The following is a 16257-nucleotide window of genomic DNA, read 5'->3' on the forward strand; positions in this document are numbered from 1 at the left end:
CGATGGCGCCCGAGCCGGGGAGCTGCGTGGTGGGGGAAGCGCCCAGCTCCTGCTCCTTGCGGCGCAGGACGGTCTCCACGCGAGCGCCCAGCTCCAGCGCGTCGAAGGGCTTGGTGAGGTAGTCGTCGGCGCCGAGCTTGAGGGCGCGCACCTTGGCGCCCGTCTCGGTGCGGGCGGAGATGAAGATGACGGAGATGTGGCCGCTGGCGCGCTCGGACTTGAGCTCCTCGAGGAAGTGGTAGCCATCTCCATCGGGGAGCTGCACGTCGAGCAGCAACACGTCCGGGCGGCGCTCGCGCAGGGAGCGGTGCGCCTCCTCGAGGGTGGAGGCCACCTGCACCTCGTAGCCGAGGCTCACCAGCACCTCGCGGCAGATGGCGACCACCTTCTCGTCGTCGTCCACCACCAGCACGCGCCCGTGGTGCTGGCCGGTGCGCCCGCGCACCAGCGAGTCCACCGTGGCCAGCAGCCGATCCCCCTGCAGGGGCATGGACAGGAAGGCATCCGCCCCGGCGCGGAAGGCGCGCTGGCGCTCGTCGAAGGCGGAGAAGAGGAGCAGCGGCGACTGGCGCGTGTCCGGATCATGCCGGAGGATCTCCGCCAGCCGCAGGCCGTCGATGATGGGCATCCGGGCATCCACCAGCAGGGCATCCGGACGGAGGGCGCGCGCCTGGGTGAGCCCCTCCTCGGAGCTGGTGACCAGACGGACCTCGTAGCCGCGGGCGCGCAGCAGGGCCTTGGTGATGTAGCCGATGTCCGGCTCGGACTCGACGAGCAGCAGCCCTCCCCGGCGCTCGGGCTTGCGCTTCTGGTTGAAGTCCAGCCCATCCGGCCGCAGGTACTCGGCGGGAGGCTCCACGGGGAGCACCACCACGAAGCGCACCCCGTCCTGGCAGGGCTCGCACCAGATGTGGCCGGCGTGGGCCTCCACGATGTTGCGGCAGATGGCCAGGCCCAGCCCCGTGCCCCGCACGGTGCGGTTGGCCTTGGTGCGCGCCTGCTCGAAGCGGTCGAAGATGCGCTCCAGGTTCTCCTCGGAGATGGGCTCGCCGCTGTTCCAGCACGTGAGCGCCACGTAGCCGGGCACCGCCGAGGTGGCCCTGAGCTCCAGCCGCACCTCGCCATGCTCGGGGGTGAACTTGGCGGCGTTGGTGAGCAGGTTGTTGAGCACCTGGGTGAGGCGGTTGGGGTCCGCCAGCATCCTCAGCCCGTGCTGCGGCAGGCCGGCGGACACCTTGACGCGCCTCTCCATGAAGGCGGGGCCATACTTCTCCACCGCGCGGCGCACCAGGTCGTCCACGTAGGCCCACTCGAAGTTCATCCGCAGCCGGCCCTTGGCGAATTTGGCCAGGTCCAGCAGGTCGTCCACGATGGCGTTGAGCTTCTCCGTCGAGTCGCGCGCCAGCATGAGGTAGCGGCGCTGCTTCTCGTTCATGTCGCTGGACAGGAAGTTGAGCACCAGGTCCAACGAGCCGGAGATGGAGGTGAGGGGCGTGCGCAGCTCGTGGCTCACCATGTGGACGAACTCGTCCTTGCGCTCCTCGAGCTGCTTCTGCTCGGTGACGTCGCGCAGCACCACGCACACGCCGCGCAGCACCCCGCGCGCGTCGTTCACCGGAGTGACGGTGGTGTGGATGGTGCGCTCGTCGAGCTTGAGCTCCTCGCGCAACACCTGGGCGCCGCCGTACTCCCAGCCGCGCACCAGCTCGAAGGGATCGAACCCGAGCATCTCGCTCAGCCGCTTGCCGGCATCCGGAGCGGGGCCCTCGCCGAGCGCCAGCAGGCGGCGCGCGACGGGGTTGAGCACGACGATCTCGTTCTTCTCGTCGGTGAGGATGACGCCGTCGGCCATGGACTCGACCATGCGCTCCATGCGCTGGCGCGAGGCCTCCTCGGAGGTGCGCAGGGACTGGATGGCGTCCGCGGTCTGGTTGGCGAGCGTGTCGAGCAGCGCGCCGTCCTCCTCGGAGTAGACGTGGGGGCGCTGGGAGAAGAGGGACAACACGCCCACGGGGCGGCCCCCGGCGGTGAGGGCGACGGTGAGCTGACTGGCCCAGGTGGCCGGGGCGGAGGCGTCCTGGGTGGTGGTACCGGTGACGTGGGTGATGACCCGGTCCTCGGGCAGCACCAGCCCCGAGCGCTGGCCCCACGAGGCCAGCATGGACTCCTTCACGCCCAGCAGCGCCTTTTCCCCAACGACGGTGCCCTGGCAGCGCAGGCGCAGGGTGGCGGTGCGATCCCACCCCACGGCGATGAGGGCCGCGCCACAGTCATAGGGCAGCACGCGCGACACGGCGGTGAGGACGCGATCGATGATGGCGTCATAGCCGAGCGGCTCGCCGGCGCTGGCCCGGCTCACCTCGTAGAGGACGCCGAGCGCTTCCACGCGCTGGTGCAGCTGGCGCAACAGCCGCTCCTTGTCCCGGCGCAGCTGCGTGTACTCCACCGCGTTCTTCACGGTGATGAGCAGGTCGTTCAGGTCCCACGGCTTGGTGATGTAGCGGTACACCTGGCCGCGGTTGATGGCGGCGATGATGTCCTCGGGGTCCGTGTACCCGGTGAGCAGCAGCGCGGTGACGTCGATCCCCTCGGCACGAGCGGCGGTGACCAGCTCGATGCCCGTCATCTCTGGCATGCGTTGATCAGTGATCAGCACATCCACCGGGTGTTGCCGCAGCAGCGCCAGTGCCTCCGGGCCGGAGCCGGCCGAGAGCACGTGGTAGCGCCGCTGGAACATGCGGACGAGGAGGTCGATGACGTCGGGTTCGTCGTCGACCAACAAGAGGGTGTGTCGGTGCTCGGACAAGATGTCCGGAATTCTACGCGCAGACGGGGGGAGACCCCAGGGTCTGTTGGACAACGGTGGACCCACACGGATTGTGCGTGCTCATCCTTGAACGAATTGACTCTATACGTATGTTCAGGGAGCATGACGGTACTGAAAGCCTGTTGCGCCGGTGGGTTGCCCACCAGACGAGGGAGCGAGGCATGGAAGAGCTGACGGAACGCCAGCGGGAAATCCTGGCCTTCATCGTCAAGGAGACGGAGTCGCGGGGCTTCCCTCCGACGATCCGGGAGATTGGCGAGGAGATGGATATCCGCTCGACCAACGGGGTGAACGATCACCTCAAGGCACTCGAGCGCAAGGGGTACCTGAACCGGGGCGAGCAGCAGAGCCGTTCGCTGGTACCGACCAAGCGGGCGAGGCTGCTGCTGGGACTGGGGGTGAGGAAGGAATCGGGGATGGTGGAGGTGCCGCTGCTGGGCAAGGTAGCGGCGGGCGCTCCCCTGCTTGCTCAGGAGAACGTGGAGGACTCGGTCCGCATCGACAGCTTCCTGCTGGGAGGCCAGGGGCGCGAGGTGTTCGCCCTCCGGGTCAAGGGCAACTCGATGATCGACGACGGCATCTTCGACGGGGACTACCTCTTCGTGCGCAAGACGCCGCAGGCGCAGGCCGGAGACATCGTGGTGGCGCTGATCGAGGACGAGGCGACGGTGAAACGCTACTACCCGGAGGGAGAGCGCATCCGGTTCCAGCCGGCGAACGCCACGATGCAGCCCATCTACGTGAGCAAGGCGGAGTTCCGCTCGACGATGATCCTGGGCCAGGTGGTGGGGGTGTACCGCAAGCTCCCCGGCGGGAAGATCTGAGGAGACAAAACCCCCTCTCCCTCTGGGAGAGGGGTGGCCCCTACCTCTCAAGGGCACTTCTTGAGCTTCACCCCGCTGTTCGCGATGCGGTCACACACCGTGCGAACGGTGCCCTCATCCTTGAGCTCGCGAGCAAGACTCGCGGTGCGAAGCTGCAGCTCCAAATCCTTGGAGTGATCCGGCTCGGCGCTGAGGTTGACGAGGATGCGCAGCGCGTCCTCCTTCCGGCCGAACGTGGAGAGCAGGCCGGACAGCTCGGTGAGCTCACGTACATCGGAGCCGGAGACGGCCTCGAGAGCCTTGCCCAGCTCCTCCTCGGCGGCCTGGCGCTCGTTGCGAGCCAGGTGAAGACGCGCGATGGCCACGTGGACGATGGCGCGGTCCTTCACGCGGAGGGACTCGCGGTAGGCGGCGAGGGCATCGGCGGGCTTGTCGAGCTTCGTGTAGATCTCCCCGACGAGCTCCCACAAGGTGGGATCCTTGGGCGAGTTGCTGGCGGCCTCGCGGTAGGAGGCCGCGGCGGGGACGAGCTGGCCGGCGCGGACCTGCTCATCGCCGAGCGCGGAGAGCAGCTCGGGAGAGCGCACGCCCTTGCCGACCCAGTCCCCGAGGACCGCGAGGGCCTCGGCGTGACGCCCATCCTGGGTGAGCACCTCGACGGCGCGCAGCACGAGGGAGGACTTGCTGCCCTCGGGGCAGTGCTCGGCGGCGAGGGCGAAGTGCCTCACGGCGGCATCCTTGTCACCGCGCTTGAGGTGGATCTCCGCGAGCTGCTCCAGGGCGTTGAAGTCGCGAGGGTAGAGAGCGAGGGCCTTGCGCAGGGCACTCTCGGCCTCGTCGAGCCGGCCGAGCTGGGCGTGGATGAAGCCCATGCGGCTCCAGTTGGTGGAGCGCTTGGGGTCGCGCTTCAGGGCGAGCTCGAACTGGGCGGCGGCGTCGTTGAAGCGGCCCATGGAGAGGTAGACCTCGCCGTAGGCGGCGGGCAGGCGGGGATCCTCCGGGGAGAGCTCCTTCATGGTGTTGAAGGAGAGGATGGCCGCGTCGAACTGACCCTGGAGGTACTCGGAGGTGCCCTTGATGTAATAGCCCTCGGCCTGTTCCTTGGGGCCGGGGGGAGAGGGACGGTCCTCACAACCGGCGGCGAGGAGGGCGAGGAGGGGCAGGACGCGCCAGCGCGGGTTCATATGCGGAGACTCCGGGCTCAGAAGTGCCAGGCGATGCCGGCGTTGATGTCGAGGTTGAGACCACTGCCGAGACCGCCATCGGTGAGACCGAGGGCGGCCTGGGCGACGTTGGTGGACGCCTCGAGCTGGAAGCCGAGGTGGCCGGCGATGAGGTACTCGAAGCCAGCGAAGCCGATGACGGTGGGGAGCGGCCCGGTCTGTTTGAAGATGCCGTACTCACCGAAGGAGAGCTGGATGCCGAGGCCGAAGCCCCAGTACGGGCGGAAGGAGCTCTCGACGTTGTGGTAGTGGCGCAGGCCCAGCACGCTGGGGAGGACGTTGAGGCCGCCCTTGAGGCCCTCCTGCTCGGAACGCACGTAGGAGAAGCCCACCTGGCCGAAGACGATCCACTCGGGATGGAACTGGAAGCCGATCTCCACGTCGCCGCCGGGGTTGAAGGTGGAGAAGTCGGAGATGAGGCTGTTGTTGAACCGCAGGCCGACGAGGAACGAGCCCATCCCGGGGACCTGCGAGACGGACTCGGCCATCGAGCCGGGCCACTCCGAGGAATCAGGAACGAGCGTGGCGAGGAGCTGATCCGCGACAGACACGGCGGCGCGGGGCAAGGCATCCCTGGCGGACACCTCGATGCGAGGCCGGCTCAGCGCGCGCCCGCTCTCCGAGTCCACGAGGCTGGTGGTGAGGAGGAAGCGGGAACCGAAACCATCAATCCGGCCGGTGATGACGTAGCGTGCCTTGCTGGAGCCGGGAGTGCCGGGAGTGGCTTCCGGACACGGGCTCGTCGCGCAGGTGCCAACGGCGCGCACGGCCTCCCGATCCGACGCGGAGGACACCGCGAGGCGGGGAGACTCGGAGAGCCGGCTCACGAGGAGCGCGGTGAGGCCGGGGGCCTCGTCGCGGGCGTCCTCATTGGCCTGCAGGGGGAGGATGGCGACGACGATCAGCGGAGCGGGTGCCTCCGCCGCGGGCGTTACACCCGCCGGGGCCTCGGAAGACGACTGCGCCCGGGCGGCCGGGGCGAGCGAGAGGGCGAGGAGGAGCGGCAGGAAGCGACTCACGGGGCCGACACTCTAGTACCAGACGGCCAGCCATGGATCGGAGATAGCCGTCGCGAGGGACGGGAAAGCCGCTCGCCCGGTCCGCGGCCGGGCTCACGAATTACTGAAACCTCAGTTGGCAGAACCCGGCTCTTCGCACCGGATCGAAGGAACACCGCTCGCGAGGGCCACACACGTCCGCCGCATCGGGCTCACACGGCCGACGGCATTCATCGCGATGGCAGAAGAATCCATCAGGGCAGGAAGGATTCTCCCCGCCACAAGGGGTGACGCACTCCATGGAGACCCAGTCCTTGTGGTTGGGAGAGTAGCTCTTGTTGCATCGCTGGCCTCGAGGACACAGCGCGTCCTGGCAGTTCTCGCCGCGAATGTGGGCGCATACGGACATGCCCGAGTCATAGCGAACACACTGCTTTCCTTCCGGACACGCCCTCCCCTCGCAGGTGGGGAGGCAGGATGTCCCGTTCTTGCCCCTGGCGCAGAAGAAACCTTCCGGGCAGCTCTCGGGTTCGTCCATCTGGCACGGGCGACCGCAGTAACCGTTGCAGATCAGTCCTCGCGCACAGACCACCGACTTCTCTCGAGAACTGGCCATGCAGGGCTCGCCCTCCTCGAGAGAACCTGCCGGGGTGCAGCGGCGAACCAGAGCGCCTCCTCCTAGTGGCTTCAGGGCCCGACAGGTGAAGCCCTCCTTGCATTGCCGGTCCGTCAGACAGTCACTGTCGAGGCAGTAGCTCTCGAAGCCCGTGAAGAAGGCCAGGCATTCCAGGGGGGGCTCGCAGTCCTCGCGCTTCCCGCAGCGCCGCTCGAAGGTACTCAACCCGACGCGTTCTTCCGGAGAGAGCACCGGACTGAACTCCACCCCATCAGCCGCTCGGGTCCAGCCTTGCGAGTACAGGCGGATACTCGAGAGGAGTGCCAGCGGAAGCAGCAGGAGCAGACCAGCGACGGCGCCGATCAACACCCGCGACTTCAAGGACATCTCCAACCGCAATCCTCCTCGGACTCCTCGGAGGATTCATCACATGTCCACTCAGCCCGACTGCCGTCCTCACACAAGGGGGGCCCCGCATTCTACGACGACGGCAGTGGCCCCAGGTAATCGAGCGGATCCACGGGTTTGCCGTCGACGCGTACCTCGAAGTGCAACTGTGGACCACTCGTCTTGCCGGACTCGCCGACGGTGGCGACGACCTGACCGCGCCGCACCTTCTGGCCGCTCTTCACGCGCAGGTCGCGGTTGTGCGCGTAGAGCGTGATGAGGCGATCCGAGTGCTGGATGATGACGATGAGCCCGTAGCCGCGCTGCTCACCCGCGTACAGCACCTCGCCCTCCTGGGCCGTCTTCACCGGCGTGCCCGCGGGCACCGCGAGATCGATCCCATCGTGCGGCTCGCGCCCCTTCTTCCCGAAACGGGCGTACAGCACCCCTCTCAGGGGCCAGTCCAGCATCCCCTTCGTCTCCGGCACCGGGCGGGCTGGCGCGGGCCGGGACACGGGCCGGGGATCCGCACGCGACGCCGGAGCCGTCACGACCACGGGAGGCTTCTTCCCCGGCACCGGGCGCTCGCTCCCCCCGCGCGGCTCCGGAGTGGGAGAGGACTCGGTGGCCACCGGCACCAGCTTCTCGATACCGGGAATGACCAGCTCCTGACCCGCGGACAAGGTGCGAGGGTCCTTGATCCCGTTGGCCGCGGACAGCTGCTCCACGGTGATGCCGTAGTTCCTGGCGATCCGGTACATCGTCTCGCCGGGGGCCACCGTGTGCCGGACGGGGACGGAGACGGAGGTGTAGACGAGCTCCGGCTCCGGGTGGGGCTCGCGCAGCTCTCCGAGGATCAACGGGGACCGCTCGGAGACGGGGGCGGGAGGTGGAGGGGTGACGGACCTCGGCCCCAGCGAGCAGCCGGTGGTGCCGAGGAGCACGAGCAGCGCCAACAGCGCTGGCCGCGCCCACGTGGCGCCCGCCACCGCCAACCTCAGTCGCCTCCCCTGCCCACGTCGGAGCGTGGGAAGCCCTCGAGGTTCCAACCCGCCAGCTCCGTCATGGCTCGCGTGTCGGTGAGCTCGAAGTTGAGCGGCGTCACCGAGATGCGTCGCTCCAGGTGCACCGCGTTGCAGTCACTGCCGGGCACGTCCTCGTGCTCGTAGGCGTTGCCACCGATCCAGTAGTACTTGCGGCCGCGCGGATCCTCCTTCTCCACGACGTCGTACCCGTACGAGTGCCGGCCCAGCCGCGTGATGGCGTACCCCGTGGGCTCGCCCCGGGGAACGTTGACGCTGAGCAGCATCCTGGGCGGGAGCTGAGGCTGGGCGAGCGCCGCGGCCACCAGCGACCGGGCGAACCGCGCCGCGTGCTGGAAGTCGAACGGCGCGCGAGACACCAGGCTGAAGGCAATGGACGGAATGCCCAGCAAAGCGGCCTCGCGGGCGGCGGCGACCGTGCCCGAGTAGTTGACGTCGTCGGCCAGGTTGGCCCCGTGGTTGATGCCGGACACCATGATCCGCGGGCGATCATCCTTCATGAGGTGATTGATCGCCAGATAAGCGCTGTCCGCCGGGGTACCGTCCACGGAGAACCAGCGCTCACGCACCTCGGTGATGCGCAGGGGGCGGTGCAGGGAGATGGCGTGCGAGGCCGCGCTCTGCTCGCGGTCCGGCGCCACCACCCACACCTCCCCCAGCGGGGTCACCGCTTCCACCAGGTTGCGCAGGCCCTCGGAGAAGTAGCCGTCGTCGTTGGATACCAGGATGCGGGGTTTCTTGTCGGCCACGGCTCTCTCCGTTTCCCTTTCCTACTTCGCCTGCAGACCCTTGATGGAGCGCATGCCCGCGTAGCGCGCGCCCGCGCCCAGCTCCTGCTCGATGCGCAGCAGCTGGTTGTACTTGGCGATGCGATCCGAGCGCGACGCCGAGCCCGTCTTGATCTGTCCGCAATCGAGCGCCACGGCCAGGTCCGCGATGGTGGTGTCCTCGGTCTCGCCCGAGCGGTGGCTCATCACCGAGGTGTAGCCGGCCTTGTGGGCCATGCGCACCGCGTCGAAGGTCTCCGTGAGGCTGCCGATCTGGTTCACCTTCACCAGGATGGAGTTGGCCACGCCGCCCTGGATGCCGCGGCCCAGGCGCTCCACGTTGGTGACGAAGAGATCGTCACCCACCAGCTGGATCTTGTTGCCCAGCACGTCCGTGAGGCGCTTCCAGCCCTCCCAGTCGTCCTCGGCCATGCCGTCCTCGATGGAGACGATGGGGTAGCGAGACACGAGCTGCTGGTAGTAGTCCAGCATGCCGGCCGCGTCGAACTCCTTGCCCTCGCCCTTGAGGCGGTACTTCTTGCTCGCCTTGTCGAAGAACTCGCTGGCGGCCACGTCCATGGCCAGGAACATCTGCTCGCCGGCCTTGAAGCCCGCCGCGGAGATGGCCTCCATGATGAGCTTGAGCGCCTCCTCGTTGGCCGGCAGGTCCGGGGCATAGCCGCCCTCGTCGCCCACGCCGGTGGCCAGCTTGCGGCCCTTGAGGATCTTCTTCAGCGCGTGGAACACCTCGGCGCCCCAGCGCAGGCCCTCGGAGAACGAGGGGGCGCCCGCGGGCACCACCATGAACTCCTGCACGTCCACGCGGGTGTCGGCATGGGCGCCACCGTTGAGGATGTTCATCAGCGGCACCGGCAGGGTGCGCGCCTGCGCGCCGCCCACGTAGCGGTAGAAGGGAATGCCGAAGGCATCCGCCGCCGCGCGCGCCGTGGCCATGGACACCGCCAGGATGGCGTTGGCGCCCAGCTTGCTCTTGGTCGGCGTGCCGTCCATCTCCAGCATCTGCATGTCCACCGCGTACTGGTCCGCGGCATCCATGCCCACCAGCTCGGGGGCGATCGTCTCCATGATGTTGGAGACGGCCTTGCGCACACCCTTGCCCAGGTAGCGGTTCTTCTCCCCGTCCCGCAGCTCCAGGGCCTCGTGCTCGCCGGTGGAGGCCCCGGACGGCACCGCCGCACGGCCCTTCGCCCCGCCCGCCAGGAACACCTCGGCCTCCACGGTGGGGTTACCGCGGGAGTCGAGCACTTCACGCGCCACGATTTGAGCGATCTCGGTCATGGCGCGGGGTTCTAGAAGACACCCCCGCCCCTAGCAAGCTTGCTCGACAGGAGGACTGCTACACTGTCGGCCCCTCGAAGCCCCTCCCCTTCGTCCCATGCCTCCGCGCCGACCCGCCGCCCCCGTCTCCGACCCGTACCCGCGCCTGCGCGGCCGAGGCGCGCTCCTGGGCCTCGCCGTCGGAGATGCGCTCGGCGTCACATTGAAGACACGGCGCCTCTCCGCCCCACTCTTCCCCCAGCTCACGGACGGACCCTTCCGCGAGCTCAAGGGGGGCGGCCCCTTCGAGCTGCGGCGAGGCCAGGTGGGCGAGAGCGGGCAGCAGGCCAGCTGTCTGGGCGCCGGTCTGCGGGAGCTCAAGGCCTACGACGCGGATGACATGCTGCGCCGTTACCTCGCCTGGCAGGGGCATGCCGCCGGGATGAGCGAGTCCACGCGCGAGGTGATGACCGAAATCCTCGAGTCGGGCCTGCCCAAGAGCACGGCCGCGCGGCGCGTGTGGCTGCGCGGCTTCCGGCGCGTGGCGGGCAACGGCAGCCTCGCGCGCACCGCGCCCATCGGTGTCTTCTTCCACAAGGACACCCAGGCGAGGGTGCAGGCCTCGCTCGCGGACTCCGCGCTCACGCACTTCGACCCGTGCTGCCAGCTGGCCTGCGCCGCGCTCAACGGCTCCATCGCGCACGCCCTCGGCGCGGGCGAGAGGCTGAAGGCGGAGGATCTCATCACGGCCGCCATCAGCGGGCTGTCCGTGGCCAGCGCATCCCTGGGCCGCTCGGCGGCCGACTACGTCCAGGAGGTGTCGCGCGCCACGGCCGCGCTCAGGGAGGACCTGGCCGCGGCGCAGCGGGACGATCCCCAACTCTACGGGCCGGACCTGCACCTGTACCTGAAGCCGGACCAGGTGCGGGTGGCCTTCCGGCTGGCCTACTGGGAGTTGCTGCATGCGCCCAACTTCGAGGCCGGTGTGGTGGACGTCATCAACCGGGGCGGGGACGCGGATGTGAACGGGGCCGTCGCCGGAGCGCTCCTGGGCGCCTTCCACGGCGAGGAGGCCATTCCGTCCCAGTGGCGGCAGGGTGTGCTGGAGGCGCTGGGCCCGTGGGGCTCCGGGCCCCTGTGGACCCTCTACCACCCCCGGCACCTGCTGCTGCTCGCGCCGGAGTGAGGGCTCGCCGGAACAGCGGACATGGCAAGGCCCGCGTGGCACCGTCCCGCGTCACCGGGACGTCCACCGCGGGCCTCGGAGGCGATGCGGCCACTCAGCCTTGGAGATCGATGATGATGACTCCCCGCTGGGGCTTCTCGTCGTCGTCCGCGTCCGTCCGGCGCCGGGGGCGCTCCTCTGGCACCGGAAGCGGGATCTCGAGCGCGGGGCGCTCCCGCTCCTCCCGGTTCCTTTCCCGGCGCTTGATTTCCTCGATGATGAAGGCGTCGAGCATGGGTTCGGTTTCTCCGTCAGCCTACGTACCCCGATGTACGCCCGCCATCCCGCTCCTGGTTTCCCGCGGCCCCGTCTGCATCTGAGTACCCAAGATGCAAAGTAAGGGCCTCGGTTACTGATGAGTACGTGCCAGCACCCCCGCATGCTTGCCCGTCCGCCACCCGACAGCTGGACCTGGCGGAAATGTCCAGTAAATCAAATGGCCTCGAACCACCAGACGCCGAGAACGTTGACTGGATTGTAATCGAGCCACAGTTCCCCGCAAGCGGTCCAACTGGATGGAGCCTCCGGCACATCCACAGTGACGGGTAGGACAGACTCTGGCTCGGTCTCCCGCCTGCCCCCCGGTCCGCCGGGGGGCGCGGCATGACGACGCGGTGCGCCGTGGAGCTCAGGCCCCTTCGGCCCGGCGCTTGAAGGCGTCCAGCATCTTGGGCAGCGACTGATCCACCAGGCCGTTGATGATGGCCTTGGGCACCAGGGGCCCCAGGGCCATCTCCACCGTGTAGGTGGCTTTGGTGCGGCCCTCGCCGTCGGGCTCGAGCACCCAGCTGCCCTTGTTGTCCTTCATCACCTCACCTTCGACGAAGGTCCAGGACACCCGGGTGGGCCGCTCCTCCTTGAAGAGCAGGGTGTAGCGGATCGTCTTCACCACGTTGACCTCGTAGTGGACCTTCACCTCGGTGCCCTTGCGCTCCGAGGTCCAGACCTTCTTCACCTCGGGAAGGAACTCCCCGTAGCGATCGAAGCCGGAGATGACGTCGAAGACCTTCTCCGGAGGGGCGTTGATGACGATGGTGCGGGTGGCGCCAGCCATGGTGCGAGTCTCCTGGGTGGGTGTTGGCTAGAAGTTATAGCCGGGCTTCTTGTCGAACTTGTGCCGGGATTGGATGAAACGCACCGTGCCGGTCTTGCTGCGCATGACCACCGAGTGCGTCTCGCAGCCGTTGCCGAAGAAGCGCACGCCGCGCAGGAAGTCGCCGCTGGTGACGCCGGAGGCGGCGAACATCACCTCGCCGCCGGCCAGCTCCTCGGCCGTGTAGATCTTCGAGATGTCGGAGATGCCCATGCGCCTGGCGCGCTCGATCTCCTCGTTGTTGCGCGGCACCAGGCGGCCCTGCATGTCGCCGCCCACCGAGCGGATGGCCGCGGCGGAGATGACGCCCTCGGGGGCGCCGCCGATGCCCATCAGCACGTCCACGCCGGTGTCCTCGAAGCAGGTGGCAATGCCGCCGGCCACGTCCCCGTCATCGATGAGGCGGATGCGCGCGCCCGCGGCCCGCACCTCCTTGATGAGGTCCGCGTGCCGCTCGCGGTCGAGGATGATGACCGTGAGATCCGACACGTAGACCTTCATCTTCTCCGCGACGGCGTGGAGGTTCTCGGTGGGAGAGCGACGCAGGTCGATGGCGCCCCGGGCGCGGGGGCCCACGGCGATCTTCTCCATGTAGGTGTCCGGAGCGTTGAGCAGCTTGCCCTTCTCGGCCATGGCGACCACGGCGATGCTGCCCGGGCGGCCGTAGGCGCACAGGTTGGTGCCCTCGAGGGGATCCAACGCGATGTCCACCTCGGGGTCCTCGGGGTTGCGCCGGCCCACCTTCTCGCCGATGTAGAGCATGGGGGCTTCGTCACGCTCGCCCTCGCCGATGACCACCGTGCCGTTGATCTGCAGCGCGTCGAAGGCCTTGCGCATGGCATCCACGGCGGCCTGATCCGACTCGTTCTTGTTGCCGCGGCCCATGAGCCGGGCGGAGGCGATGGCCGCCATCTCGGTGACGCGCACGGCCTCCATTGCCAGGTTGCGATCCATTGTCGGGTATCTCCTTGGAACGAAGTGAAGAAGTGGGAACTCAGGGCGCTTCGTGCAACAGGCGGACGACCGCTTCTGGCAGACGGGTGGGCCGGCCTTCGCGGCTCACGCAGGCATGCACGGTGCGCCCCGTGCACAGGGGGGTGTCCGAGCCTCCCTCGCGGAAGATCTCGTAGGAAAAAGTAAGCGACACCCGTTTGAGCTCGCTCACGCGGGTGCGCACGAGCAGCACGTCCTCGTAGCGGGCGGGCGACTTGTAGGAAGCGGTCGCCTCCACCACGGGCAGCATCAGTCCCTCGCGCTCCAGCTCGCGGTAGCTGCCCCCGCGCGAACGGAAGTACTCGCTCCGGGCGAACTCGAAGTAGCGGAAATAATTGGCGTAATACACGACACCCATCTGGTCCGTGTCGCCGTAGATCACTCGAAGTCGTGCCTCGACCATGGGTCGCGCGGACCGTAACAGGGGAGTGTCCGACCGGAAAGCATGGCGCGAGGGAGTTGGTTGCTTCTGAGCACGAGGCGTAGAGGATCGCGCCCATGCTCCGCGCCTTGACCCTGCTGCTGCTGCTCACCGCCCTCCCCGCCCTGGCGAAGCCGCCCCGGCTGACGCTCTTCATCACCGTGGACGCGATGGGCTCGGACCTGTTGCTGCGCACGAAGCCGCGCCTCAAGGGCGGACTGCGGCAGCTCATCGACTCGGGCGCCTTCTATCCGTATGCGCGCTACCAGTACGCCAAGCCGCGTACCGCGCCGGGCCACGCCACGCTGGCCACCGGCGCCAACCCCTGGCGCCACGGAATCGTGGACAACCGGATCATCGACCGGGCCACGGGCAAGCCCGAGCGCGTCTTCCCGGACGCCGCGCATCCGGTGCTGGAGGCGCCCCTCTCCGTGGAAGACGTGAGCCCGGCCAACCTCATGGCGGAGACGCTCGCGGACAGGCTGCGGCTGAACACCCAGGAGCAGGGCAAGGCCCTCGCGTTCGCGGGCAAGGCGCGCTCGGCGATCCCCCTGGCCGGCAGGCTCGGACAAGCCTACTGGTACGACGAGACGGTGGGGAAGTTCGTCACGGGCACCTGGTACACCAAGGAGCTGCCCGGCTGGCTCAAGGCCTTCAACGCGGCCAACCCGCCCGAAGCCACCTTCGGCAAGGCCTGGGAGCCGCTGCTGCCGCGCACCGAGTACGTGGGTGAGGATGATCGGCCCTACGAGGGCGAGTACTACGGGCTGGGGCGCGCCTTCCCCCACCCGCTCAACGGGGGCCTCCCCTCGCCCGGACCCCAGTCGTACACCGCCTTCGCCATCTCTCCCCTGTCGTTGGACCTGGTGGTGAAGGCCGCCCGGGCCGCCATCGAGGGCGAGGGGCTGGGCAAGGACGAGGTGCCGGACCTGCTCGCGGTGAGCTTCAGCGCCACGGATCGCGTCTTCCACCAGTACGGCCCCCACTCGTGGGAGATGCAGGACACGATGTACCGGCTGGACAAGGCGGTGGGTGACCTGGTGGCCCTGGCCGAGAAGGCGGCGGGAGGCCGGGCCAATCTCCTCGTGGTGCTCTCGGCCGACCACGGTGGCGCGGCGGTGCCCGAGCACTGGGCGGCCCAGGGAGTGGGAGCGGAACGGGTGGACCCGAAGGCCCTCTCCAAGGGGCTGACCGAGGCGCTGCGGGCGCAGTTCGGCGGGGACGTCACCGCCACCATCGAGGAGCTGGACGCGTACCTGGGGGGCAAGACGCTGGAAGGAGGCAAGGTGGACGGGGCGGCGGTGCGCCGGGCCGCGGCGGCCTGGCTGGCGAAGCAGCCGTCCATCTCCCTGGCGGTGGCGAGGGACGACCTGTACACGGCGCCGGACGTGGCGGGGCTGATGGAGCCCCTGCGGCGTGGCTACTACGCGGGGCGCAGCGGCGACGTGCTCTTCGTGGTGAAGCCCTTCCACGTCATCAGCGCGGACACCGTGGGCACCAACCACGGGACGCCGTACGCGTACGACCAGCTGGTGCCCCTCATCCTGGCGGGCAGGGGGGTGAAGCCGGGCACGTACCCGCGGGAGATCAGCACCACGGACGTGGCGCCCACCGTGGCGGCGTTGCTGGAGATGAACATCCCGGCTTCCGCCGAGGGCGAACCCCGTTACGAGGCCCTCGGCGCCCCCAGCCGCTGAGCGGCCGGGCGACTCACGCCTGGACGATCTCCAGGGACAGGTCCATGGCACGCGCCGAGTGCGTGAGCGCGCCCATGGACACGAAGTCCACGCCGAGCTTCGCCAGACGCGGCAGGCGCTCCAGGGTGATGCCGCCGGAGACCTCGAGGGGGATGCGGCCGGCGGTCAGCTCCACGGCGCGGCGGATCTGCTCGTCGTCCATGTTGTCGAGCATCACCACGTCCGCGCCCTCCTCGAGCGCCGCGGCGAGCTGGTCGAGGTTGGTGACCTCGATCTCGATCTTCACGAGCTGGGGCGCGTTGGTGCGGGCGCGGCGGAGCGCCTCGCGGACGGAGCCCCCCACGGCGGCGATGTGGTTGTCCTTGATGAGGACGCCGTCGAAGAGGCCGAAGCGGTGGTTGAAGGCGCCACCGGCCTTCACGGCCTGCTTGGAGAGGGAGCGCATGCCGGGCGCGGTCTTGCGCGTGTCGAGGATGCGCAGCTTGGTGCCGCGCACCGCGGACATGACCTGATGGGCCAGGGTGGCCATGCCCGAGGTGCGCTGGATGATGTTGAGGGCGGTGCGCTCGGCGGTGAGGAGCGCGCGCATGCGCCCGCGCACCCGGGCCACCACCGTCTTGGGCTGGAGCTCCTGCCCATCGCGAGCGAGGAGCTCCACGTGGACGTCCGGATCCACGCGCTGGAAGACGCGGACGAAGGCGTCCAACCCGGCGAGGACGAGCCGCTCCTTGACGAGCAGCTCGGCGGTGCCCTGGGCATCCACGGGGACGAGGGATTCGGTGGTGATGTCGCCCGCTGCCCCGAGGTCTTCCTCCAGGGCGAGCGAGATGAGGCGATCCAGGAAGGCGTCCATGTGAGTCGCGTC

Annotated in this window: 13 protein-coding genes and 2 pseudogenes; 3 read left to right on the top strand and 12 right to left on the bottom strand. The window is 68.8% G+C overall.

What is annotated here, in order from left to right:
* Nucleotides 1–49: 49 nt before the first annotated feature.
* Together NR810_RS52855 and NR810_RS23575 are read right to left on the bottom strand one after the other, a co-directional pair.
* Nucleotides 50–490, bottom strand: a pseudogene (locus NR810_RS52855) (response regulator); the annotation flags it as partial.
* A pseudogene (locus NR810_RS23575) lies at nucleotides 467–2737 on the bottom strand (response regulator); the annotation flags it as partial. The pseudogenes NR810_RS23575 and NR810_RS52855, both read right to left, overlap by 24 nt.
* Before the next feature lie 251 nt (nucleotides 2738–2988).
* Between NR810_RS23575 and lexA the strand changes: the two are divergent.
* Entirely contained in the window at nucleotides 2989–3651 is a 663-nt protein-coding gene (lexA, locus tag NR810_RS23580; protein ID WP_204227695.1) for a transcriptional repressor LexA, read from the top strand.
* Nucleotides 3652–3698: 47 nt separating this feature from the next.
* Here lexA and NR810_RS23585 read toward each other — a convergent pair whose 3' ends face one another.
* The 5 genes from NR810_RS23585 to eno all read right to left on the bottom strand — a co-directional run bounded on the left by NR810_RS23585 (nucleotide 3699) and on the right by eno (nucleotide 9984).
* Complete coding sequence (locus tag NR810_RS23585; protein ID WP_257455576.1) at nucleotides 3699–4835, bottom strand: tetratricopeptide repeat protein; 1137 nt, start codon at nucleotides 4833–4835, stop codon at nucleotides 3699–3701.
* A gap of 17 nt (nucleotides 4836–4852) precedes the next feature.
* The gene (locus NR810_RS23590) at nucleotides 4853–5893 is read right to left on the bottom strand and encodes a hypothetical protein (protein ID WP_257455577.1); all 1041 of its coding nucleotides are present in this window, start codon (nucleotides 5891–5893) and stop codon (nucleotides 4853–4855) included.
* Between the two features lie 1074 nt (nucleotides 5894–6967).
* Nucleotides 6968–7870 carry a peptidoglycan DD-metalloendopeptidase family protein gene (locus NR810_RS23595; RefSeq protein WP_306818464.1) on the bottom strand — a complete coding sequence of 301 codons (903 nt, stop codon included), beginning with the start codon at nucleotides 7868–7870 and terminating at the stop codon, nucleotides 6968–6970.
* 2 nt (nucleotides 7871–7872) lie between these two features.
* A complete protein-coding gene (surE, locus tag NR810_RS23600; protein WP_257455578.1) occupies nucleotides 7873–8667 on the bottom strand; it encodes a 5'/3'-nucleotidase SurE in 795 nt (264 codons plus the stop codon).
* A 21-nt stretch (nucleotides 8668–8688) separates the two neighbouring features.
* Nucleotides 8689–9984 carry a phosphopyruvate hydratase gene (eno, locus tag NR810_RS23605; protein WP_257455580.1) on the bottom strand — a complete coding sequence of 432 codons (1296 nt, stop codon included), beginning with the start codon at nucleotides 9982–9984 and terminating at the stop codon, nucleotides 8689–8691.
* Nucleotides 9985–10081: 97 nt separating this feature from the next.
* On the opposite strand from eno, the gene NR810_RS23610 reads away from it, so the two are divergent.
* Nucleotides 10082–11149, top strand: a complete 1068-nt coding sequence (locus tag NR810_RS23610) for an ADP-ribosylglycohydrolase family protein (protein WP_257455582.1) — start codon at nucleotides 10082–10084, stop codon at nucleotides 11147–11149.
* 94 nt (nucleotides 11150–11243) lie between these two features.
* Here the strand turns inward: NR810_RS23610 and NR810_RS23615 are convergent, their stop codons facing one another.
* The 4 genes from NR810_RS23615 to NR810_RS23630 all read right to left on the bottom strand — a co-directional run bounded on the left by NR810_RS23615 (nucleotide 11244) and on the right by NR810_RS23630 (nucleotide 13677).
* Nucleotides 11244–11423, bottom strand: a complete 180-nt coding sequence (locus tag NR810_RS23615; RefSeq protein ID WP_257455583.1) for a hypothetical protein — start codon at nucleotides 11421–11423, stop codon at nucleotides 11244–11246.
* A gap of 393 nt (nucleotides 11424–11816) precedes the next feature.
* The gene (locus tag NR810_RS23620) at nucleotides 11817–12242 is read right to left on the bottom strand and encodes a type II toxin-antitoxin system RatA family toxin (protein WP_257455584.1); all 426 of its coding nucleotides are present in this window, start codon (nucleotides 12240–12242) and stop codon (nucleotides 11817–11819) included.
* A gap of 27 nt (nucleotides 12243–12269) precedes the next feature.
* On the bottom strand, nucleotides 12270–13235 hold the full coding sequence (gene glpX, locus NR810_RS23625) for a class II fructose-bisphosphatase (RefSeq protein WP_257455586.1): 966 nt from the start codon (nucleotides 13233–13235) through the stop codon (nucleotides 12270–12272).
* A gap of 40 nt (nucleotides 13236–13275) precedes the next feature.
* Complete coding sequence (locus NR810_RS23630; RefSeq protein ID WP_204227686.1) at nucleotides 13276–13677, bottom strand: acyl-CoA thioesterase; 402 nt, start codon at nucleotides 13675–13677, stop codon at nucleotides 13276–13278.
* Between the two features lie 95 nt (nucleotides 13678–13772).
* Between NR810_RS23630 and NR810_RS23635 the strand changes: the two genes are divergently transcribed.
* Nucleotides 13773–15392 (top strand): alkaline phosphatase family protein, encoded by a 1620-nt coding sequence (locus NR810_RS23635; protein ID WP_257455589.1) that lies wholly within the window; start codon nucleotides 13773–13775, stop codon nucleotides 15390–15392.
* A gap of 13 nt (nucleotides 15393–15405) precedes the next feature.
* Here NR810_RS23635 and nadC read toward each other — a convergent pair whose 3' ends face one another.
* Nucleotides 15406–16245 carry a carboxylating nicotinate-nucleotide diphosphorylase gene (nadC, locus tag NR810_RS23640; protein ID WP_257455591.1) on the bottom strand — a complete coding sequence of 280 codons (840 nt, stop codon included), beginning with the start codon at nucleotides 16243–16245 and terminating at the stop codon, nucleotides 15406–15408.
* Between the last annotated feature and the right edge of the window lie 12 nt (nucleotides 16246–16257).

The sequence above is a fragment of the Archangium lipolyticum genome, from assembly GCF_024623785.1.
In the GTDB taxonomy this organism is placed as follows: Bacteria; Myxococcota; Myxococcia; order Myxococcales; family Myxococcaceae; genus Archangium; species Archangium lipolyticum.